Origin of the sequence: Sphingomonas rhizophila, assembly GCF_014396585.1 — a bacterium.
GTDB classification, from domain to species: domain Bacteria; phylum Pseudomonadota; class Alphaproteobacteria; order Sphingomonadales; family Sphingomonadaceae; genus Sphingomicrobium; species Sphingomicrobium rhizophilum.
The window spans coordinates 1,425,585-1,446,900 of record NZ_CP060717.1; the positions used below are offsets into that span (position 1 = coordinate 1,425,585).

Annotated in this window: 24 protein-coding genes and 1 other RNA gene; 10 read left to right on the plus strand and 15 right to left on the minus strand. The window is 65.4% G+C overall.

Translation table 11 applies throughout. From position 1 onward, the window contains the following. Positions 1–81: 81 nt before the first annotated feature. Positions 82–2,166: a M13 family metallopeptidase gene (locus H9L12_RS07250; RefSeq protein WP_187541175.1), complete on the plus strand. Its 2,085-nt coding sequence runs from the start codon at positions 82–84 to the stop codon at positions 2,164–2,166. A 191-nt stretch (positions 2,167–2,357) separates the two neighbouring features. Here the strand turns inward: H9L12_RS07250 and H9L12_RS07255 are convergent, their stop codons facing one another. Together H9L12_RS07255 and H9L12_RS14440 are read right to left on the minus strand one after the other, a co-directional pair. Next, positions 2,358–3,020: a sensor histidine kinase gene (locus H9L12_RS07255; protein WP_187541176.1), complete on the minus strand. Its 663-nt coding sequence runs from the start codon at positions 3,018–3,020 to the stop codon at positions 2,358–2,360. 11 nt (positions 3,021–3,031) lie between these two features. Then, entirely contained in the window at positions 3,032–3,250 is a 219-nt protein-coding gene (locus H9L12_RS14440; RefSeq protein ID WP_425506819.1) for a GAF domain-containing protein, read from the minus strand. Positions 3,251–3,297: 47 nt separating this feature from the next. Here H9L12_RS14440 and H9L12_RS07260 point away from each other — a divergent pair, with 47 nt between their 5' ends. Further along, the gene (locus H9L12_RS07260; RefSeq protein ID WP_187541177.1) at positions 3,298–3,450 is read left to right on the plus strand and encodes a hypothetical protein; all 153 of its coding nucleotides are present in this window, start codon (positions 3,298–3,300) and stop codon (positions 3,448–3,450) included. Positions 3,451–3,699: 249 nt separating this feature from the next. Further along, the gene (locus tag H9L12_RS07265; RefSeq protein WP_187541178.1) at positions 3,700–4,773 is read left to right on the plus strand and encodes a calcium:cation antiporter; all 1,074 of its coding nucleotides are present in this window, start codon (positions 3,700–3,702) and stop codon (positions 4,771–4,773) included. On the opposite strand, the gene H9L12_RS07270 is transcribed toward H9L12_RS07265, so the two are convergent. The 3 genes from H9L12_RS07270 to H9L12_RS07280 form a co-directional block, all read right to left on the minus strand. Further along, a complete protein-coding gene (locus H9L12_RS07270) occupies positions 4,746–5,162 on the minus strand; it encodes a hypothetical protein (protein ID WP_187541179.1) in 417 nt (138 codons plus the stop codon). The genes H9L12_RS07265 and H9L12_RS07270 overlap by 28 nt on opposite strands. 79 nt (positions 5,163–5,241) lie before the next feature. Next, the gene (locus H9L12_RS07275; RefSeq protein WP_187543205.1) at positions 5,242–6,399 is read right to left on the minus strand and encodes an isovaleryl-CoA dehydrogenase; all 1,158 of its coding nucleotides are present in this window, start codon (positions 6,397–6,399) and stop codon (positions 5,242–5,244) included. 64 nt (positions 6,400–6,463) lie between these two features. Then, positions 6,464–6,883 carry a c-type cytochrome gene (locus H9L12_RS07280; RefSeq protein WP_187541180.1) on the minus strand — a complete coding sequence of 140 codons (420 nt, stop codon included), beginning with the start codon at positions 6,881–6,883 and terminating at the stop codon, positions 6,464–6,466. A 117-nt stretch (positions 6,884–7,000) separates the two neighbouring features. On the opposite strand from H9L12_RS07280, the gene H9L12_RS07285 reads away from it, so the two are divergent. Then, positions 7,001–8,185: a thiolase family protein gene (locus H9L12_RS07285; RefSeq protein WP_187541181.1), complete on the plus strand. Its 1,185-nt coding sequence runs from the start codon at positions 7,001–7,003 to the stop codon at positions 8,183–8,185. Here H9L12_RS07285 and H9L12_RS07290 read toward each other — a convergent pair. The 5 genes from H9L12_RS07290 to H9L12_RS07310 all read right to left on the minus strand — a co-directional run bounded on the left by H9L12_RS07290 (position 8,182) and on the right by H9L12_RS07310 (position 12,426). Further along, on the minus strand, positions 8,182–8,658 hold the full coding sequence (locus H9L12_RS07290) for an SH3 domain-containing protein (RefSeq protein ID WP_187541182.1): 477 nt from the start codon (positions 8,656–8,658) through the stop codon (positions 8,182–8,184). The genes H9L12_RS07285 and H9L12_RS07290 overlap by 4 nt on opposite strands. Next, positions 8,658–10,064, minus strand: coding sequence for an NAD(P)H-dependent flavin oxidoreductase (locus H9L12_RS07295; protein WP_187541183.1), 1,407 nt, complete (start codon positions 10,062–10,064; stop codon positions 8,658–8,660). Before H9L12_RS07295 ends, H9L12_RS07290 begins: the two co-directional genes overlap by 1 nt. A 115-nt stretch (positions 10,065–10,179) precedes the next feature. Beyond that, positions 10,180–10,581: a glycine zipper 2TM domain-containing protein gene (locus H9L12_RS07300; protein WP_187541184.1), complete on the minus strand. Its 402-nt coding sequence runs from the start codon at positions 10,579–10,581 to the stop codon at positions 10,180–10,182. A gap of 77 nt (positions 10,582–10,658) precedes the next feature. Beyond that, positions 10,659–11,513, minus strand: a complete 855-nt coding sequence (gene nadC / locus H9L12_RS07305; protein WP_187541185.1) for a carboxylating nicotinate-nucleotide diphosphorylase — start codon at positions 11,511–11,513, stop codon at positions 10,659–10,661. Positions 11,514–11,694: 181 nt separating this feature from the next. Further along, positions 11,695–12,426, minus strand: a complete 732-nt coding sequence (locus H9L12_RS07310; protein ID WP_187541186.1) for a metallophosphoesterase family protein — start codon at positions 12,424–12,426, stop codon at positions 11,695–11,697. Positions 12,427–12,499: 73 nt separating this feature from the next. Here H9L12_RS07310 and H9L12_RS07315 point away from each other — a divergent pair, with 73 nt between their 5' ends. The 4 genes from H9L12_RS07315 (at position 12,500) to H9L12_RS07330 (ending at position 17,101) form a co-directional block, all read left to right on the plus strand. After that, the gene (locus H9L12_RS07315; RefSeq protein ID WP_187541187.1) at positions 12,500–13,573 is read left to right on the plus strand and encodes a phosphotransferase family protein; all 1,074 of its coding nucleotides are present in this window, start codon (positions 12,500–12,502) and stop codon (positions 13,571–13,573) included. A 101-nt stretch (positions 13,574–13,674) separates the two neighbouring features. After that, positions 13,675–15,849: an adenylate/guanylate cyclase domain-containing protein gene (locus tag H9L12_RS07320; protein WP_187541188.1), complete on the plus strand. Its 2,175-nt coding sequence runs from the start codon at positions 13,675–13,677 to the stop codon at positions 15,847–15,849. 21 nt (positions 15,850–15,870) lie between these two features. Beyond that, positions 15,871–16,581, plus strand: coding sequence for a hypothetical protein (locus H9L12_RS07325; protein WP_187541189.1), 711 nt, complete (start codon positions 15,871–15,873; stop codon positions 16,579–16,581). 19 nt (positions 16,582–16,600) lie between these two features. Then, positions 16,601–17,101, plus strand: a complete 501-nt coding sequence (locus H9L12_RS07330; protein WP_187541190.1) for a cyclic nucleotide-binding domain-containing protein — start codon at positions 16,601–16,603, stop codon at positions 17,099–17,101. Positions 17,102–17,243: 142 nt separating this feature from the next. On the opposite strand, the gene H9L12_RS07335 is transcribed toward H9L12_RS07330, so the two are convergent. The 4 genes from H9L12_RS07335 to H9L12_RS07350 are packed head-to-tail and all read right to left on the minus strand — an operon-like array spanning position 17,244 to position 19,855. After that, the gene (locus H9L12_RS07335; RefSeq protein WP_187543206.1) at positions 17,244–17,747 is read right to left on the minus strand and encodes an NUDIX hydrolase; all 504 of its coding nucleotides are present in this window, start codon (positions 17,745–17,747) and stop codon (positions 17,244–17,246) included. 14 nt (positions 17,748–17,761) lie between these two features. Then, positions 17,762–18,439, minus strand: coding sequence for a TPM domain-containing protein (locus H9L12_RS07340; protein ID WP_187541191.1), 678 nt, complete (start codon positions 18,437–18,439; stop codon positions 17,762–17,764). Then, positions 18,433–19,254: a TPM domain-containing protein gene (locus tag H9L12_RS07345; protein WP_187541192.1), complete on the minus strand. Its 822-nt coding sequence runs from the start codon at positions 19,252–19,254 to the stop codon at positions 18,433–18,435. The genes H9L12_RS07340 and H9L12_RS07345 overlap by 7 nt, the downstream gene beginning before the upstream one ends. 1 nt (position 19,255) lies before the next feature. After that, on the minus strand, positions 19,256–19,855 hold the full coding sequence (locus H9L12_RS07350) for a LemA family protein (protein WP_187541193.1): 600 nt from the start codon (positions 19,853–19,855) through the stop codon (positions 19,256–19,258). 119 nt (positions 19,856–19,974) lie between these two features. On the opposite strand from H9L12_RS07350, the gene mscL reads away from it, so the two are divergent. Continuing rightward, entirely contained in the window at positions 19,975–20,397 is a 423-nt protein-coding gene (gene mscL, locus H9L12_RS07355) for a large conductance mechanosensitive channel protein MscL (protein WP_187541194.1), read from the plus strand. A 114-nt stretch (positions 20,398–20,511) separates the two neighbouring features. Here the strand turns inward: mscL and ssrA are convergent. Continuing rightward, positions 20,512–20,872, minus strand: a transfer-messenger RNA (tmRNA) gene (ssrA, locus tag H9L12_RS07360). 115 nt (positions 20,873–20,987) lie between these two features. On the opposite strand from ssrA, the gene H9L12_RS07365 reads away from it, so the two are divergent. Further along, positions 20,988–21,257, plus strand: coding sequence for a hypothetical protein (locus tag H9L12_RS07365; RefSeq protein WP_187541195.1), 270 nt, complete (start codon positions 20,988–20,990; stop codon positions 21,255–21,257). Positions 21,258–21,316 lie beyond the last annotated feature (59 nt).

Here is a 21,316-nt window from a genome sequence, read left to right on the forward strand (position 1 = left end):
CGCGCCTAGCGTCCCCAATCCCACTTGCAAAGGTCGCGCTTCCGGCGCAGCGACTCGCGGCAACGACATCAGGAGACGTCCATGACCTCGAACAAGACCATTATCGTCCTGCTGAGCAGCGCGTGCCTCGCGCTGGGCGCGGTCGCCTGCAAGCAGGGTCCGACCACCGCCACCGAACAAGTCCAGCCAGGCACCGCGTCGGGCATCAACCTCGCCGCGATGGACAAGTCGGTGAAGCCGGGCGACGACTTCTTCTCCTACGCCAACGGCAGCTGGGTGAAGAACACTCCTATCCCCGACGATCGCAGCTCGATCGGCGGCTTCCTTATCGCCGACCAGAAGCGCGAAGCCGACACCAAGGCGCTGTTCGACGAAATCCTGAAGGCCGATCATGCCGCCGGCTCCAACGAAGCCAAGATCAAGGATTTCTACAACGCCTATCTGAACACCGACGCGATCGACAAGGCCGGCCTTGCGCCCGCCAGGGCCGACCTCGATGCCATCGCCGCGATCAACGACAAGACCTCGCTGTCGCGTGTCATCGGCTCGACACTCCGCGCCGACACCGATCCGCTGAACGCCACCAATTATGAAACCGGCAACCTGTTCGGCATCTTCGTCAGCCAGGGCCTCAACACCCCGGGCGAGACCATTCCCTACCTGATGCAGGGCGGCCTCGGCATGCCGGAGCGGGAATACTACCTGGGCGCCGACAATGCCGAGCTTCGCGGCAAGTACCGCACCTATGTCGAAACCGTGATGAAGGAAGCCGGCTCGGCCGACCCGAAGGCCGCCGCCGACCGCATCATCGCGCTCGAGACCAAGATCGCCCAGGCCCATGTCGCCCGCGAAATCAGCGAGGACTTCAAGCAGGGCGCGCAAGTGTGGACCCGCGCCGACCTCGACAGCAAGGCACCGGGGATCGACTGGAACGCGCTGCTGACGGCTGCCCAGCTTCAGAACGCGCCCAAGTTCCAGGCCTATCACGCCGGTGCGATTCCCAAGCTGTCGGCGCTGGTCGCCTCGCAGCCGCTGGATGCGTGGAAGGACTGGCTGACGTTCCACACGCTCAACCAGCGCGCCTCCGTCTTGCCCGCCGCGATCCGCGACGCCAGCTTCGCCTTCAACGGACAGGCGCTGAGCGGCCAGAAGGCGCAACGCCCCCGCGACGTCCGCGCCCTCAACGCCACTTCGAACGCGCTCGAGGATGCGGTGGGCAAAGCCTATGTCGAGAAGGTCTTCCCGGCCTCGTCGAAGGCCGACATCACGCGCATGGTCGACGAGATCAAGCAGGCCTTCGCCACCCGCGTCCAAAGCATCGACTGGATGGCGGATTCGACCAAGGCGGAAGCGGTCAAGAAGATTGAAACGATGGGCGCCGGCATCGGTTACCCCGAAAAGTGGGCCGACTATTCGTCGTTCAACGTCAGCCCGACCGACGCCTACGCCAACGCCAAGGCAGCCGAGCTCGACCGTTACAAGCGGCAGATCGCCAAGATCGGCAAGCCGATGGACAAGCTGGAATGGTGGATGCCGGCGCAGCTGGTCAACGCGGTCAACCTGCCGGTCCAGAACGCGATGAACTTCCCGGCCGCGATCCTGCAGCCGCCGTTCTACAACGCCTCGGCCGACCCAGCCTACAACTATGGGGCGATCGGCGCGGTGATCGGTCACGAGATCAGCCACAGCTTCGACAACAATGGCGCCGCGTTCGACAGCACCGGCAACATGCGCAACTGGTGGACCCCGGCCGATTTCGCCAAATTCGAGGCCGCCGGCAAGGCGCTCGCCGAGCAGTACGACACCTACGAGCCGTTCCCGGGCGTCAAGGTCAACGGCAAGCTGACGCTGGGCGAGAACATCGCCGATGTCGCCGGCCTGCAGGCGGCCTATGACGCTTACAAGCATTCGCTTGGCGGCAAGGAAGCGCCGGTCATCGACGGCTTCACCGGCGACCAACGTTTCTTCATCGCCTACGCGCAGACTTGGGCGACCAAGATGCGCGACGAGGCGCTGAAGGCCCGCATCGCCACCGACGGCCACGCCCCGGGTCAATACCGCGCCCAGACCGTCCGTAACATCGACGCCTGGTACAGCGCGTTCAACGTCCAGCCGGGCGACAAGCTGTACCTCGCGCCCGAAAAGCGCGTGAAGGTGTGGGGGTAAGCCGTAGCGGCCGAGACTAACGGCGCGGCGCGAGCCGCGTCGCTAGGCGAAGACCGCGACAGCCGGCCGACGGCCCGACGCAAGAAAAGCGGCGCGGAGCAATGCCTCCGCGCCGTTTTTATCTCTCTGCTTTGGAAATCTGCGACCGCTTCCGCATCAGGCCCGTAACCGGGCCCGGATGCGATGGGCGGTCACATCGCTCGCGTCCCGAGCCGCGGCGTGTAAGGCGCTTTGACGCGGCACATCAGGCCGCCCGGATCGTAGGTCAGGTCAATGGCCCCGTCGAACGCGGCAGACAGGCTGCGCTTCAGCGTCTTTTGGCCATAGCCTTTTCGTTCGGGGCTCTGCACTTCCGGGCCGCCCGTCTGGTTCCAGTTGAGTTCGAATGATGGCGCATCATCATTCGCAAGCATCCAGCTGATGCGAACGCACCCACCGTCACGCGACAAGGCGCCATACTTCGCTGCATTGGTCGCAAGTTCATGGGCGGCCAGACTGAAGGCGACAGCCGCTTCCTGGCTGAGGATCAGCTGCGGCCCCTCGATCGTGACCTCGTGATCGATGGAGTAGGGAGCCAACGTGTCGACAAGCAGGCTTCGCAAATCGGGCGTTCCGGTTTCGAGCGCCAGCGAATGAGCCCGGGAGAACGCAAGGAGGCGGCCGTCGAAGACCTTGCGGAAGATGGCCGGTTCAGGATGCGCTTTCAGCGTCGAGTACACGACCGCGCCGATCGTGCTGAACATGTTCCGCATGCGGTGCTGCAATTCGCCGACGAGAAGTTCGTGTTTCAGTTGCGTGCGGCGGAACGTGAGCGCCAGCGCACAAAGGGTCGCGAACTCCTCGGCAAGTCGCATCTGATCGTCGCTCAGGGGGCTTCCGGTTGCCAGGCAACGACGAAGGTTCCCAACGTGATGCCGTCCCGATGAAACGCCGGGATGGAGACCAACGACCTCAGCCTATGAGAAGCACCAAGGGATTTCCAGAGCGCGCTGAATCGCTCGTCGCTCGACACATCCTCCACGACGACGGTCTGCCCTTCGAAAACGGCGAGAGCGCAGGAGCCGGGTTTGTCCTTGACGACGATTCCCTGGAGGGCTGCCGCATACTCCGGGGAAGCGACGGAAAGATGGCGTGCTCGAAAAGCTGCGCGGTTCGGTCGAGGATGGTCACGCCAGCGGTCGTACCAGGAACATGATGCTCGAAGGCGGTGCAGATATCACGCAGGACTTCGTCCAAGGAAGACCATTGGCGAACTTGCCGAAGGACTCGAAGCGTACGGAATGAAGAAAGTCGGACATGGGGCCTCGCTCACGATCGGCGGGAGCACAAATGTCTCTCAGTCGCTCACGAGCCTACGCCAAGGAGAGCGATGGGACTGACTTAGCATGGCTTCGGCCTATATCCCAGCCGTCCTCGTTTCGGGTCCGGCTCGCGCTTAAGTAAAAGGCCTCCCTCCTCCCGCACCGCCGACATTCCGGTTGTGCTACCCCGCCTATCGATGGGAAGGCATCACGTCGTCAGGAGGTGATTGGTATGGAATCGACGTTTCGGGGCGCCAACCTGGCCGCGCCGTTCATCGGCTGGGCCGTGGTCCTGCTCGGCTGGGCGGGTCTCGCGTCGCCGCTGGTCACCGCCGCCATTCTGGTCGGCGTTGTGCTTAGCGCGGTCCATCATGCCGAGGTCGTGGCGCATCGTGTCGGGGAGCCGTTCGGGACGCTGATCCTGGCGGTTGCGGTCACCGTCATCGAGGCGGGGCTGATCGTTTCGCTGATGCTCGTCAACCGCGAGGCGGAATCGACGCTGGCCCGCGACACCGTCTTCGCGGCCGGCATGATAATCCTCAACTTTCTGCTCGGCTGCTGCCTGCTGGCCGCGGCGCGGCACCAGCGGCACGCCCGGTTCACCCGCACCGGCGCCACCGCCGCGCTCAGCACCCTGGCGGCCCTGATGGTGCTGACCCTGGTCCTGCCGAATTACACGACGAGTGTGTCGGGCCCGATCTACAGCTATCCGCAGTTGGCGTTCGTCGCCGGCTTCTCGCTGCTCCTCTACCTAACGTTCGTGTTCGTCCAGACCGTCGGCAACCGCGATTATTTCCTGCCCAAGGGCGACCTGCTGGCCGACGTGGATGCGCATGCCGAACCGCCGACGACCGCCCGGGCCTGGCAATCCTTCTGGCTGCTGGTCGTGGCGCTGGGCGCGGTTGTCCTAATGGCGAAGTCGCTGTCGAAACCTCTGGAGGCGGCAGTGGAGGCCATCAATGCCCCGCGGGCGCTGGTCGGGATCGCCATCGCCGCCATCGTGCTGCTGCCCGAAAGCGTCGCCGCCATCCGAGCGGCGCGCGCCAACCGTCTCCAGACCAGCCTCAATCTTGCGCTGGGATCGGCGCTGGCCACCATCGGCCTGACCATCCCGGTGGTGACGGTGGCGTCATTCATGCTGGGGCTGCCCCTGGCGCTCGGCCTCGACCAGAAGGGCGTCGTCCTCCTCGCACTGACTTTGTTCGTCAGCGCGCTGTCACTGGCGCGGGGCCGAACCACCTTGCTGCACGGTGCGGTCCACCTTGTACTGTTCGCGGCCTATTTGCTGGTGACCGTCCTGCCCTGACGCTGGCATCGGGGAACGCGGATCAGGGTCATCCGATCTTCGCCGATCTTGTAGCTGCCATCGATCGACTGCACGAAGCGATCGTCCGGCCAGTCCCGCCGCTCACCGCGCGGTACGATGACACGGCCCGGCGTGATCGTCGTCGTACCGGCGCGGCGAAGGTGGAAGTCGATCACATCGAAGTTGGGATGCGCAGTGTAGGCGGAAAAGCCGCCGGGGTCGGCAAAACGGTAGAGCCGTTCCCACTGCCGGAGATCGCCAATGCACGGATTGGCCGCCAGCCGCTGCTCGATCCGCTGGACATGGCGCTCGTCGGGAAGGCCGTCACCGTCGGCCGCCTCGCAAGCGGACAGCAACGGAAGCAGGCCAAGGATCCAACGATGCTTCATGCCGCTCCTTCAAGAGGTTGGCGGCATTAAGCAGCATCACTGCACGACATGGCAAGGGCGACGCGGCCTGTTCGGAGGCCTACGCCCCGATAATCTCGCGTCCGATTAGCATACGCCGAATTTCATTCGTCCCCGCGCCGATGTCGAGCAGCTTGGCGTCTCGCATGAAGCGTTCGACCGGCCAGTCCTTGGTGTAGCCGGCGCCGCCCAGCGCCTGGACCGCCTCGCCCGCCACCTTGAAGGCACTTTCGCTAGCCAGCAGGATCGCGCCCGCCGCGTCGAACCGGGTGGTCCGCCCCGCGTCGCAATTCCTGGCCACCGCATAGACGTAGGCGCGCGCGGAATTGAGCGCGACGTACATGTCGGCGACCTTGGCCTGCATCAGCTGGAAGCTGCCGATCGGCGTCCCGAACTGCTTGCGATCGCGCACATAGGGAACGACCACGTCGAGGCAGGCCTGCATGATGCCAAGCTGGATCCCCGCCAGAACGGTCCGCTCGTAATCAAGGCCGCTCATCAGCACCCCGACGCCGCCATTCTCCGGACCCATGACGTTCTCGGCCGGCACGAAGCAGTCGTCGAACACCAGCTCGCAGGTCGGCGATCCGCGCATGCCGCACTTGTCGATCTTCTGGCCGATGGAGAAGCCCTCCATCCCCTTCTCGATCAGGAAGGTGGTGATGCCGCGCGAAGGTTTATCGTCATTGGCGCCGGTCTTGGCATAGACAACCAGCGTGTCGGCGTAGGCACCGTTGGTGATCCAGAACTTGGTGCCGTTGAGGCGATAGCCGTTGCCCGACTTTTCCGCCTTCAGCTTCATCGACACGACGTCGCTGCCAGCGCTGGCCTCACTCATTGCCAGAGCGCCGACATGCTCACCGCTGATGAGCTTCGGAAGGTATTTCTTCTTCTGATCCTCGTTGGCCCAGCGGCGGATCTGGTTGATGCACAGGTTGGAGTGCGCGCCATAGCTAAGCCCGACCGATGCCGAGGCACGCGCCACTTCTTCCTGCGCGACGACATGTTCGAGGTAGCCGAGGCCGAGACCGCCCCACTCCTCCTCGACCGTGATGCCGTGAAGGCCGAGCTCGCCCATCTGCGGCCACAGCTCGATCGGAAAGCGGTCCTTCTCGTCGATCTCGGCGGCGATCGGCTGGATCTGCTCGCGGGCGAAACGCTCGGTCGATTCGCGGATGGTGTCGGCCATCTCGCCAAGGCCGAAGTCGAGGCCGGGCATGTCGGTCAATTCTGCTCTCCTATTTGGCTGGGCGCCTAGCAGAGGCGAGCCAGCGCAAACAAGGTCAGGCGGGCGGCGCGGTCAGCGGCTTCGCGGCGCCGCGATGACAGGTAAAGCAGGTCACCTTCGGCTGGGCCGGATCGGTCACCGAGAATTCCTTGTCGTTGATGTGCTTGGTCATCACCATCATCGACCGCGCCACCAGCTTTTCGCGCTTGGCGTCGGAGGCGAAGTCGATCGTCTCGCGCTTGCCTTCGACCCCGACGTGGCAATGGGTGCATTTGACGCCGAGCGACGCGCTGATCCGCTTCATCGAGTCGATCAACCGGTCGCGCGGGATGTCGGCCGGGAAGACCTTGAGGTTCTTGAACGCCGCCGGCTGGGCGGGCGCCGGCGCCGGTGCCTGCCCGTTGGCGACGCCGGCGGCGGCAGCGAACGTTGCGAGGGCGACGGCGAGGATCAGTCGGCTTCGGCGTGGGGTCATGAGGCGAGGCTATGCCTACTCCGGCGCTTCCGCAATCGGCAAATCGGCGGGGTTTGAATCGTCGCCCCGCCGGGCCTATGTGCACCTGCAACAACGAGATTCCAGGAGCGCATCGCCATGGCCACCGATCCCATCGTCATCCTTTCCACCGCCCGCACGCCGATGGGCTCGATGCAGGGCGCGCTGGCCGACGTTTCCGCGACCGACCTCGGCGCGACCGCGGTCAAGGCAGCGGTGGAGCGGGCCGGGGTCGACGCGGCGGAGATCGACCGGATTTACATGGGCTGCGTGCTTCCCGCCGGCCTTGGCCAGGCCCCCGCGCGCCAGGCGGCGATCAAGGCCGGCCTGCCCAAATCGGTTCAGGCAACGACCGTCAACAAGGTGTGCGGATCGGGGATGCAGACGGTGATCATGGCCGAAGAGGCGCTGAAGGCGGGCAACGCCGACCTGATCGTCGCCGGCGGCATGGAATCGATGACCAACGCCCCCTACCTGCTCAAGAAGCACCGCAGCGGAGCGCGCATCGGCCATGACACGGCCTACGACCATATGTTCCTCGACGGCCTGGAAGACGCCTACGACGCCGGCCGCGCGATGGGCACCTTCGCCCAGGATACCGCCAACCAGTATCAGCTGACCCGCGAGGACATGGACGCTTTCTCGATCGAGAGCCTGTCGCGGGCCAAGGGCGCGATCGACAGCGGCGCGTTCAAGGATGAAATCGTCGCGGTGACCATCCAGGGGCGTGGCGGCGAGACCGTGGTGGACACCGACGAAGCGCCCGGCCGTGGCCGGCCGGACAAAATCCCCAGCCTCAAGCCCGCCTTCGCCAAGGACGGCACCATCACCGCCGCCACCTCGAGCTCGATCAGCGACGGCGCCGCCGCGGTGGTCCTCGCCCGCCAGTCGGACGCCGAGGCCAAGGGCCTGAAACCCGTCGCCCGCATCGTCGCCAGCGCCGCCCATGCCCGTGAGCCGGCGGACTTCACCATCGCTCCGGTCGGGGCGATCGAAAAGGTGCTGAAGAAGGCCGGCTGGAGCGTCGGCGACGTCGACCTGTGGGAAGTCAACGAAGCCTTCGCCTGCGTCGCGATGTTCGCGATGAAGGATCTCGGCATCGCCCACGACAAGATCAACGTCCACGGCGGCGCGACCGCGCTCGGTCACCCGATCGGAGCCAGCGGCACGCGCATCCTGGTCACGCTGGTCAATGCGCTGAAGCACAAGGGTTTGAAGCGCGGCGTCGCTTCGCTGTGCATCGGCGGCGGCGAAGCGACCGCGGTCGCGGTCGAGCTGGCCTAGTCCTCGAAGACCTCGCCCTCGCCCAGACCCCACAGATCGGTCTGGGCGATATAGCCTTCCCGCTTGCCCATCTGGATGTGGCAATAGCGGCCGTCACAATGGTCGAGGCGGCCGACTACGCCCGCTTCGACCCGGTAACGGACCGGCGCGCTGTCGTCCGGCTTGGTGCGGACGTTGCGCGGCTCACCGGCGCGAATGATGGCGGTGCGGCGGGCGGAAAGCAGCGACACCAGCATCCACCCCTGCGCGCCGTCGGGATCCTCGATCTTGCGCCAGTTGGGATAGGTCTGGACGACGCGGACCGGCAGGTCGCGGCGCTTGTAGAGCCAGATGCCGGGGTAGTTGCGGCCCGGCCCGGTGCGCATCATCGCCTCGCCACTGGCGATCGAGGCCCAGTAAGGCGGCTTCTTGTCCTGCGCGCTGGCGGTGGCCGCCAGGCTGAGCAGCACCGCGGCGGCAACGGCCCTCCGCATCACGCGCCCGTCAGGATGCGATCGACGAGCTGCTTCACGGTCGGCACGAACCCGTTCGAATAGAAAGGATCGGTCTTGAAGCGGAACGCGGCGTGGCCGGCGAACATCAGGTTCTGTTCGACGTCGCCGCCATGGGCGATGTCCTGCAGCGTCTTCTGGATGCAGAAGCTACGCGGGTCGGCGAGCCGGCCGGTCGAATTCTTCTCATTGTCCGCCCATGACGAGAAGCTGCACTGCGACAGGCAGCCCATGCAGTCGGCCTGGTCCTTGCGGATCATCGCCTGTTCTTCGGGCGTCACGAAGATCAGCGTGTCGTCGGGGGTCTTCATTGCTTCGGTATAACCCGCCGCGTGCCATTCGCGCGCGTGCTGCAGGTCGCCCTTGGTCACCCAGTAATTCTTGCGGTTGTTGACCCCGACATCCAGCTGGAAGGCATGATCGCCGATCTCGTCCTTGGTGTAGGCGATCTGGCGATGCGAGCGCGCCTCGAGCGCTCGCAGGAACGGGTTGCGGACCGCCGACGAATAGAAGCCGGTCGGCGAGAATTTGTGCAGCAGGACGTCGCCTTCCTCCAGCGTCATCAGCCGCGCCTTCCATTCCGGCGGGATCGGGCTTTCCTGGGTCAGAAGCGGCCGGGTTCCGAACTGGAACATGATCTGGCCCAGTTCCGGGTTGTCGATCCAGTCGTTCCACTCGTCGAGACGCCACACGCCGCCCGCCATGACGATCGGAACGCTGTCGGCAATCCCGCCTTCACGCATCACGGCGCGCAGTTCTTTGACGCGCGGATAAGGGTCCTGAGGCGCGCGCGGGTCCTCCGCATTGCTGAGGCCGTTATGGCCGCCGGCAAGCCACGGGTCTTCATAAACCACGGCGCCAAGCAGCTCGGCGACCTTCGAATAGGCGCGTTTCCAGAGGGCGCGGAAGGCGCGGCCCGACGACACGATCGGCAGGTACTGCACGCCGTGCTCCGCCGCGATTTCGGACAGTTTGTACGGCATGCCGGCACCGCACGTGACACCCGTGACCATGCCCTTGGTGCGTTCCAGGACGCCCTGCAACACGCGCTGCGCGCCACCCATTTCCCACAGCACGTTGATGTTGATGGCGCCCTTGCCGCCGGCCACTTCGAAGGCGCGCTTCACCTGCGCCACCGCGCCGTCGATCGCGTACTGAATCAGTTCTTCGTGGCGCTCGCGCCGGGTCAGCGCCCTGTAGACCTGCGGGATGATGCGGCCCTCGGGATCATAGCTGTCGGCGTTGACCGCGCTGACGGTGCCGATGCCGCCAGCGGCCGCCCACGCACCCGAACTCATGTGGTTGGTGGCCGACACGCCCTTGCCGCCTTCGACCAGCGGCCAAACTTCGCGGCCGCCATACACGATAGGCTTCAAGCCTTTGAACACGCATCCACTCCTTCGATATCGGCGCCCCTATACTGCTTTCGCGTGGCTTTGCGCGAAAAAAAGACGGGGCCGGCGCAGTGCCGGCCCCGTCCACTCGGACCCTGTCATGGGCCGCTTAGCAGGTGCGGGTAATCTCGCGACCCACCAGAGCACCGACGACGCCGCCGATGATCGCTCCGGTCGTGCCGCTGCCGCGATTTCCATAGTAATAACCGTTGCGGCTCTGCCGCTCGATTTCGCGGCCGGCAAGCGCGCCTGCCGCACCGCCGACGATGGCACCGGTGGTGCCGCTCTTGCAGCGGTAGTTGCCGTAATAGCCCTGGTTGTACGCGCGCTGGCCATAATAGCGCTGATTATAGGTGCGCTGGCCATAATAAGGTTGGCCGTAACGCTGCCCGTAATAGGGCGACTGGTAGCCGTACGACGGATAATGGCCGTAGGATTGCGCCTGGGCAGCAGCGGGGATCGCGACGGTGGCGGCAGCGGCGCTCAGCGCGATGGTGACGGTCTTCAGCATGTCATGCTCCTTGTTCCTTGGGCCGGGCGTCGGGAAGCAAGCTAGCAGGGGCGTCTGACGCCCCGCTGAAGTGGCCGTTATTTGTCGTTCAGGGTATAATCGAGCCCGATGTCGACCGCCGGCGCCGACTGGGTGATGCGGCCGACCGAGATGAAATTGACCCCGGTTTCCGCGATCCCTCGAATGGTGTCGAGGTTGACGCCGCCCGATGCTTCCAGCGGCACCCTTCCCGCCACCAGCGCCACCGCTTCGCGAAGCACCGGCGGCGGCATGTTGTCGAGCAAGAGGCGCTGGGCGCCCGCCTCGAGCGCCGGTTCGATCTGCTCGATGCGATCGACCTCGACCTGGATTTGCAGGCCGGTGTCGGCCGCCTTGGCCGCACGCACGGCGTTCGCGACGCCGCCGGCGACGCCGACATGGTTGTCCTTGATCAGCAGCCCGTCATCCATCCGCATCCGATGGTTGTGCGCCCCGCCCATCCGCGCGGCATATTTTTCCAGCAGGCGGAGGCCCGGGATCGTCTTGCGGGTGTCGAGCAAGGTCGCTCCCGTCCCCGCGATCCGGTCGACGTAGCGGCGGGTCATCGTGGCGATGCCGGACAAATGCTGCAGCGTGTTCAGCGCCGACCGCTCGGCCGCGAGCATCGCCCGGGCGTTGCCCTCGATCCGCAGCAACACCGTGCCCGCCGAGACGCTGTCCCCGTCGGCCACCAACCGCTCGATCCGCACTTCCTTGTCGAGCGCCTTGAAAAAGGCGACCGCGATGTCGAGTCCGGCCGCGGTGATCGGCTCGCGGCAATTCATGTCCGCCGTGAAGCGGGCGGATGCGTCGATCGTCGCCCGGCTCGTAACATCTCCGCCCGAGCCGAGGTCCTCGGCCAGCACGCGCTGGACGAACTCGGCGAGGTCGAAGGTCGAGCTGAGATTGTCCAAGAAACGCGCCCCGTTGTTCCAGTGCCGGTTCGCCCTAGCGCCCAACCGATGCGCCCGACAAGTCAGGCGACGGGCGCTTCCTCGACCGGCTGGCCAGCGGCCGTCTCCCAGTGGCCGTCGTGCCGTTCCAGCCAAACGCTGTCGCCATCGGCGAAGCGTCCGCCCCTCCAGCCGATCACCGTCACCCGGCAACCGCTCTGGTCGATCTCGATCCGGTTGAAGCTCTGCTCCTGCTCGCGCAGGCGCGTCGACGTCGCGGTCCCGGCCTGGATGACGAGCGCCTTGCCCGCCCCGTCACGAGCGATTCCGCGTGGTCAACCGAAGCGCGATGGTTATGCCCCGCGAGCAACAAGTCGACTCCCGCGTCCGCGATCGCGTCAAGCGCCAGCTCCTGGTCTTTCATCGCCTTGCCCAGTTCCGGGCCGTCGCCGACGGGCAGCGCGAACAAGGGGTGATGGGTCACCAGGATTCGCGGAAGCCGCGTGTCGGTTCGCGCGAAGGTGTCGCGGATGAATTGCATCTGCTCGTCGTTGATATGGCCGTCCTTGAAGGTGAACGACCGCGCGGTGTTGATCCCGAGAACCGCCGCCCCGCCGATCTCGACAAACGGGCAAAGCGTCTCGTCGATGAAGCGTTTGTACCGCGTCAGCGGGGAGAGAAAGCGGCGGAGGACGTCGTAGAGGGGCACGTCGTGATTGCCGGGAACGCCCAGCACTTCATGCCCCGCATCGCGAACCCGGGTCAGAAAATCGCAGGCTTCCTTGAATTGTTCGGTGCGCGCGCGTTGCGTGAAGTCGCCGGAAACGACGACCAGGTCCGGCTTGTCCTCGTCGATGCGGCGCTCGACCGCTTCGACCAGGACCGGGTCGTGGGCGCCGAAATGAAGGTCGGAAAGATGCAGGATGCTTGGCATGGCGCGTCAACGTCCAAGGTCGGGAAAAGGTGTCAGCTTGCGAAAGCGCGCCGCCCGGCTACGCTCGCTTTCCATGGACCGGACGGAAGCCAATAGCGGGACCCGCGATGTCGCCGAGCGGCTCCGCTTCGACGTTGCCGCGCTCGAGGCCTGGATGTCCGAGCATGTGCGAGGTTTCGCGGGTCCGCTGACCGTCAGCCAGTTCAAGGGCGGCCAGTCAAACCCGACCTATCGGCTGGATTCACCGGGTGCCTCTTACGTGCTCCGCCGCAAGCCGCCCGGAAAGCTGCTGCCCGGCGCTCACGCCGTCGACCGGGAGGCGCGGGTCATGTCGGCGCTGGGTGCGCAAGGCTTCGCGGTGCCGCACGTCCACGGTCTCTGCGAGGACGAGGGCGTCATCGGAACGCCCTTCTTCGTCATGGACATGGTCGAAGGGCGGATCGTTTGGGAAGCCAGCTTTCCCGGCCTGTCGCCGGAGCAGCGCGGCGCCCACTTCGACGCGATGAACGCGACCATCGCCCGACTTCACGGCTACGACCCGGTCGCGATCGGGCTCGGCGATTATGGCCGCGCCAGCGGTTTCGTCGAACGGCAATTGTCCCGCTGGTCGAAACAATATCGCGGCGATACCGAGGCCGGGCGCGTGCCGGCGATGGATGCGCTGGCCGAGTGGCTCGAAAAGCACCTCCCCGCCGACCGCGGCGACAGCCGCGTCGTTCACGGCGACTTCCGTTGCGACAACATGATCTTCGCATCATCCCCTGACCAAGCGCGGGTTGCGGCCGTGCTCGACTGGGAATTGTCGACGCTCGGCGATCCCGTTGCCGACTTCGTCTACCACTTGCTGATGTACCGGATGCCCGCAGGAATCTTCACCGGCCTCAAAGGGCTCGACCTGCCGGCGCTCGGCATTCCGGACGAAGACGATTATGTCGCCGCCTATTGCCGCCGCACCGGCCGCGACCATTTGCCCGACCGCGATTACCTGGTGGCGTTCGTGATGTTCCGCCTCGCCGCCATCCTGCACGGCATCAAGGGGCGGCTTGCTCGCGGCAATGCGTCGTCGGCCCATGCCGCCCAGATGGTCGGGCAACTGGAGCCGTTGGCCGAGCTGGCCCTGTCGGAAGCCCGAGCCGCCCGCTTGTGAGCCGACTGGCCACCTTCGGAAATATGATTATCCTGCGTTAATCGCGACGGTCGGCGACTCACCGCCACCGGCGCCTCAGGTCGCTTGGGGGACATGCGCGCTTGAATCGGGAGACACCCGTAACGGCCGACGACGATGGCGCGCCGAAACCGGCAGCGGTTTCGACGGGCGAGCGGCACTGGCGCGACACGCCCAACCCGATCGACGACAGCGATTCCCCGAGCTTCGAAGCGGTCAAGCGCGACCTCGCCAAGGTGCCCCCGGTCCGGCTGGTCATCACGATCCTTCTGCTGCTGCTGTCACTCGGGATAGCACGGTACAGCTGGGGACTGCCCGTCAGCCGGGGTTTCGACGAGGAGACCAATCGTCGCGTGCTGCATTTTCCGGCGCGGGCGGACGAAACCCCGATCCGGCTGCCGATCGCCCTCGATGCCGAACGCGCGCTCTACGACGCCCGCGCCTACCGGGCGACATTGATGCGAAGGGTCGAGGAGGATCCCCGGATCCTGGTCATCTCGTTCGACCAGGAAACATTGCGGATGACGGCCAAGCGGTCGCCGCTCGACCGGACGATGCTGGCGCAGGCACTGACCAATATCGACAAGCTCGGCGCACGGGCGATCGGCATCGATATCCTGATCGACCAGCCGCAGCGCGAGGACCCTGAACTGTTCGCGGCACTCCGGACGATGAGAACCCCGGTCTATTTCGCCTATGCCACCAGTTCCGCCAACGCAGCCGATGTCGAAAGCTGGCAGCAGGAATTCATGGACCGCTGGTTTGCCCAGCTGGCGGGCACCAACATCCACAAGGCGTCGATCCGCGGCGAGGCCGACAGTGACAACGTCATGCGGCGCTGGCCGCAACATGTCCCCGGCTTGCCGACCTTCATGCCGATCGCGCTGACGGGTCGCACGGAATTCACGGGTTACGAGGGCAGCGTACTCTATCGTTCCCCCGCCAACGTCGAACGCAACGTGTTCGCCGAGTTCCCGATCCAGCTGTTCGCGGACCCGGCGACGGCCAGCGCCTTCGCCGACCAGGTCAAGGATCGGATCGTCCTGATTGGCGGCAACCTGCCCGACGTCGACCGGTTCGATACGCCGGCGACGCGCTACACCGACAAAACCATTTCCGGGTTGGAAGTGCTGGCGACCGAAACAGCACAAATTCTCGACGGGCGAATGCCCGGCCGGGTCGGCGGAGGGATGCTGTGGGTCCTGGCGATCCTCGTGGTCACGGCCGGAATGTTCACCGCGATGCTCGACGTCCGGCCGTGGGTGGCGCTCGGCGCAATCCTCTTCCAGCTGGTCTTCTTCGGCGCGACGCCGTTCATGTTCGAACTGATCGGAATGGATACGTACGGCTTGCCCGCGGCTGGCTGGCTGGCCGGTTGGGCCCTCGCCTTTGCCGCCACCAATGCCGCGGATCGGGCCGTCACCTCCGACCAGCGCCGCTATGCCCAGTCGGCGCTTGGCAAATATCTGCCCCGCGACATCGCCGCGCAGATCCTCAAGGACCCCGAAAAGCTGTCGCTGACCGGTGAGAAGCGCTTTCTCTACACGCTCTTCACCGACATCGAGGGGTTCACCAGCCTCAGCCACGTGCTGCCGCCGGAGCGGGTCGCGACGCTTCTCAACGCCTACCTCGACGGCATGAGCAACATCGTCCTCGATCATGGCGGGACCATCGACAAGTTCGTCGGCGATGCGGTGGTGGCCTTTTGGGGCGCGCCGATTGCCCGGCCTGACGACGGCGACCGGGCGATCGCTGCCGCCATCGCCATGACCGACTTCACCGCCAACTTCTCGCTCAAGGACAGCAACGACGGTGCAATGCTCGGCCGCACCCGCGTCGGCCTCCATTATGGCGAGGCCGTCGTTGGCAATTTCGGCGGCGAGGGCCGGCTCAGCTACACCGCGCTCGGTGACGCGATGAATTGTGCGGCTCGGCTCGAGAGCGCCAACAAACATTTGAAGACGGTGGCGCTGGTCAGCCAGGAAGCCCGCGACCGCTCGACGAGCGACCAGTTCCGCCCGATGGGCCGAATCGCGGTGTCGGGGCGGGCCACTCCGATCGTGGTCTGGGAACCGGCCCAACATATGGACCCGGAAGAAAGGGCGGTTTTGTGCCGTTTGTGGACGGAATTTGACGCCGGCTCCCTCGCGGCACTGGACGAAATCAAACAAATTTGTTTAACGCATAGTAAAGATACTGCTCTCGCCTACTTCGCGACGCGTCTTGGTGAGGTCGGACCCGGGGCACTTTCGAACTGAGGGAGAAATGACATGGGCCGCATGGTTCGATCGCTTGCTATTCTGGTCCTGGCCGGAACGGCCATGACTTCGGTCGCCGCCGCGGGCAGCGTCCTCGTCGTCCGCTCGTCGGGACCGTCGGCCAAGGCCTATCCGGCGGGCAAGGCCATTGCCGATGCCCAGACCATCTCTCTCAAATCGAACGACATGCTCGTGCTGCTCGATTCCCGCGGCACCCGCACGCTCCGCGGCCCTGGTTCGTTCAGTGCATCGGCGTCGGCATCGCCATCGGCTTCGTCGATGGCCGCGGCGGCGCAAGGCGGCAATCGCCGCGTCCGGATCCAGGCGGTCCGCGGCGCGCCGACAGGTGCAACGCAGGGCCGTAATATCTGGCAAGCGGACATCAGCCGTTCGGGCAACGTCTGCGTTGCAAGCCCGGCGGACCTAGGGCTTTACCGTGCCAACGCGGCCAGCGAAGCCCATGTCACCCTGCGCGATGCCGCGGGCGCATCTGCTACGGTCCATTTCAACGCCGGCCAGTCCATCGCGCCATGGCCGCAGTCGCTGCCGGTCGCCGCGGGCGCGAAATACAAGGTTGCCGGTGCCGCCCTGTCGCCCACCACGCTGGAAGTGCACATGCTCTCGCCAGTACCTGCAGGTCTCGAGGGAATGGCGCAAAGCTTCATCCGTAACGGCTGCCAGGGACAACTCGACGTGCTGATCGACACCTTCACCTCGCCCTCGGCCAGCTGAAAGCGGTGCAACGGTCGCCGTGAGTATCCTGGCGATCCTCTTCATCATCATTTCCGCGGCATCGTTAGCGGCGCTGCTTCTACCGCTGCGTGCCGCCCGGGGCGCAATCGCCTTCGCCGGCGCGCTCGGTGTCTGGTACGGTTATCAGCAGCATGGGGCGATGGCGGCGGTGCTCCCGTTGCTCGTCTTCATCGTCGGCGCGTCGCAAGCGCTAGGAGGGCTGCTTGGGGACAAGCGCGCGCAGCTTTCCGAAGATGAGGAACGAATGCGTAATGGGCCGCTGTCGGGTCTCGGACGGGGCGATGCGCGGCGCTTCCTCGACCAGGGAATGTGGATGCACGGGCGGGCCGGCGATACGCTGACGCATGAAGGCGACCAGGTGACCCACCTTTACTGGCTGGCGACCGGCGAGGCCGAGGTGGTGGCCCACAAGGCCGTCGTCGGGCGCCTGAGCGGGGGCAGCCTGATCGGCGAGGCGACGATCCTGTCCCGGAACCGGCCACGGCCACGGTCCGGCTGACGAGCGATTCGACCTTCTGGTGCGCCCCGGCCAAGGCGCTGTCCGCCTTCCTCGCCGCTCACCCGCACACCCGCCACGCGCTGGAGCACGGCTTCACCCTCAGCCTTAAGGAAAAGCTCGACGCGATGAACCGCCTCGGCGCCTAGCCGATGATAGACGGCGAGAGGAGCACGAGGATTCGAACGTCGATGGCCAGGCCGCGCTTGCGCTGCGTGGCGATGAATTCGGCAATGTCGGCGCGCGGGACGCGGTGGACGACGATCTCCTCGCCGGCGACTCCGCCGCCATCCCCAACCCGGGCCAGTCCCCGGGCCCGGACCAGGGTGAAGCTCTCGCTGACCATCCCCGGCGAGGAATGAAAGTCGCCGACGACGTCAATCTCCGTTGCCCGATAACCGGTTTCCTCTTCGAGCTCCCGAACCGCGGCCGATCCGACCGTGTCATCCTCGCCGCCATCATCGTCGCCGATCAGGCCGGCGGGCAGCTCGATGCAGCGCTGTCCGATCGGCACCCGATACTGCTCGACCAAAAGCACCTCGCCCTCGTCGGTCTCGGCAAGAATGACCGCGGCGCGGATACCGCGTGAACGCCGCACATATTCCCACTGCCCATCGCGAAGGGCAGTAATGAAACGCCCTTCCCACATGATCTGCGGGCCGGTCACAATTCTATCAGCTTGTCGGGGATTTCGTTGCTGTCGGCGGAGGTTTTCGGGAAGTGCTGCTTCAGCACCTCGCCGATCAGGCCGACCGCCGCGATAATGCCATCGGCGGGACGCCCTGCCTTCACCTCGGTAATCAGCGACGCCATGGCCTCTCCCCAGGTTTCGGGCTCGGTCACGGCGGTAATCGCCTCGTCGGCGACGATCTCGGCGCGATGCTCCCCGATCGACAGGTAGACCAGCACGCCGGTGCGGCCCACGGTCCGCCGCTCCGCGCCGGTCTTGAACAGCATGACGGCGCGCCGCCGGACGCGTCGCGTCTTGGTCGCGCCGGGGGTCAGTGCCAGCCGCAGCGGCATCCAGCGCATGATGAACAGAACCACCAGGAATTTGAGCAGGGCGATCCCGAGAAGAAGCGTCAGTAGCTCGCGAAGGCTCGGCACCGCCGTCCAGCCCATGATCCGAGACCACCACGCTTCCAACTGGCCGGGCCAGGCCGCGAAGAAGGCGAGCACCAGGAACAGGACGAGGATGGCGTAGTGGAGGCCGACGTCGTGATAGCTGTCCGACTTGTCGGCGCTGATGGCGATGATCTCACCATCGCTGAGCGCTTCCGCCGCGGCGATTGCCGCGCTAACGCGCGCATGATCGTCTTTCGTCAGATTGACCTCTACCATCCGCCCGAAGCGCCCCCGCCGCCGAAACTTCCGCCACCGCCCGAGAAGCCGCCGCCACCGCCGCCGCCTCCCCAGCCGCCGCCACCTCCCCATCCGCCGCCGCCGCGCGAGGACCGGCTGATCGCGTCGAGACCCCACAATACGACCCAGGGGTCGATGCCCCCACGACGGCGCCCGTGATAGCGGCGTCCGCCCGCGACGCCCCGCACCATCGGAATGATGATGAATAGGATGATGAAGATCCAGAAGACAATCGGGACCAGTCCCGGCCCGTCCGAGCGCCGCGACTGTTCCGCGGTCTCGATCGACTTTGCCTGGCGCGCCGCCTCTTCGGGCGGAAGCTGCATCATGCGGATAATCTGGTCAGCGCCGGCGACGATTCCGCCGCTCATGTCGCCCGCCTTGAAACGCGGCAGGATGCTTTCACGGATGATGACGCTCGACACGGCGTCGGTCAGAAAGACGCGCGCGCCGTATCCTGTCTCGATCCGCACCTTCCGCTCGTTTGGCGCGACCAGCAGGATGACCCCGTCGTCCTTCTGCTCCTGCCCAATGCCCCACGCGCGACCGAGTTGGTAGCCATATTCCTCGATCGTCCGCCCCTCGAGGCTATTGACCGTAGCGACCACGAACTGCCGCCCGCTGGCGGCGTTCAACGCCTCGGACTTCGACGTGATGTCGGCAATCTGCGCCGGGGACAGGAGATTCGCCTGGTCGACAACCGGAGACTTCCCCCGTTCAGGGAACGTCTGCGCGGAGACGGGCGTGGCCAGCGCGAGCAGCGCCAGCCACAGGACGGCGAAGTACCGCGTCATCCTACCCGGCGGTGTTGAAGTCGACCTTGGGCGCGTCCTGCGCACCCGACGCTGCTTCAAACGGCACCTTCGGCTTGGCGCCGTAGAAGATCTTTGCGCCGATCGCGTCGGGGAAGGTGCGGATGCGGGTGTTATAGCTCTGCACCGCCTCGTTGTAGTCGCGGCGGGCGACCAGGATGGAGTTCTCGGTCCCTTCGATCTGCGACTGCAGCGTCAGGAAGTTCGTGTTCGACTTGAGATCGGGGTAGGCCTCCTGCAGCCGCTGGAGCGGGATGATCGCCTGCGTCAGACGGTTCTGCGCATCGTTGAACGCGCGCACCTTCGCCGGATCATCGAGGTCCTCGGCACTGAGCGTCACCCGGCCGGCATTGGCGCGCGCTTCGGTCACCTGCGCCAGGACGGTCGATTCCTGCTTGGCATAGCCCTTCACCGTTTCGACCAGGTTGGGGATGAGGTCGCTGCGGCGCTGATACTCGCTCTGCACATTGGCCCACTTGGCGTTGACGTTTTCCTCGGCAGTCGGAACCGAGTTCAAGCCGCATCCGGCCAGCGAGAGTGCAGCAATCGGTGCAACGAGGCCAAAGCGGCGAAGTCCAGTCATCGGGTCGTCCCCCTGAGAAAACCGTGGAAGCGAGAAGGTAGGGGGATGCGAAAGCGCTTTCAATCACCGCCAATGCGATTCATGGTCACCGCCTCGTTACGCAACGCAGGGAGTCGCTCATGCTTCGGGAATTCCGAGAGTTCATCGCCAAGGGCAACGTTCTCGACCTGGCCGTCGCTGTCATCATCGGCGCGGCCTTCGCCAAGATCGTCGCCAGCCTGACCGACGACATCATCATGCCGGTCATCGGCGCGATCTTCGGCGGCCTCGACTTTTCCAACTATTTCACGGTGCTCGGTCCGATCCCGGAAGGGTTCAAGGGATCGGCGACCAGCTACGCCGACCTGAAGGCGGGCGGGGTCGCCGTCCTCGGCTGGGGTGAATTCATCACCGTCGCGATCGACTTCCTGATCCTTGCCTTCATCATCTTCCAGATGGTCAAGATGGCGAACCGGATGATGCGCAAACCCGCCGACGCGCCCGCCGGCCCGACCGAAACGGAATTGCTGACGGAAATCAGGGACGAGCTTCGGAAGCGCTGAGCACCGTCACGGCAGTTCGGTCCTCTCGGCCCCGTGCCTTTGCGCAGGCTGGCCGGGGCCTCAGGCATTGGAAAAGTCCGCGGGATTCTGTTGCCCGGCTCCCGCGGAGGCCGCTGGATTCCCCTTCTGTTGCCCGGCGGGGTCCGGCCGCGCTTTTGTCCATCTAACTTCAGACCGTTAGGCCCTCAGTTAGGCAGCAATCGCAAGAGCCTCGTTATCGTTGGCACTTGTGTGAATGGGCCTTTGCGGTGGACCCATACCGATCGGCAACCTGGCCTTTATTGCACTCGTCGATCCTGTTTCGCCCCCATCAGCAGCGGCGCTTTCGAACCTTCGAAAACACCCGCCGCTGGTGGTGGAGGCGCCGGGGTACTGCCCCCCGGGTCCGAAATGCCTATTCCACCAAATACTCTACCGACGTAGCCGGTTACCCGGCACGCCCAAGATAGGCCGCCGGCGGTTTATGTTCAAGCGATTGACTTTTCCGCGTCCGTCGCGGAACCGTTACGAAGTTGGTTGCGTTGGGACTGACCGTGTGAACACCGGCATCCCTGCCGCCGCACTTTAAGAGTTCAACTAGGGGATTGATGATGAACAAGATGTCTTTCGCGATCGTCGGCGCCGCTGCGCTTGCTCTGGCCGCTTGCGGTGGCCAGGGTGACGATACGCTGGGCGAACAGGTCCAGGAAAACTACGAAAACGCCGCCGAGAACCTCGACGCCGCCGCCGACAACACGGCGAACCCGGCCGAAGCCGCTGCCCTGGAAAACCAGGCCGACGCGCTTCAGGAAGAAGGCGAGAAGAAGGAAGAAGCGATCGACGCCGCCGACGTGAACGCGGCCGCCGTCAACGCGATGTAATTTTCCGAACTTTTCTCCTGCCTTCGGGCGGGAGGGACAGGAAGGGGTCGGTCACAGTG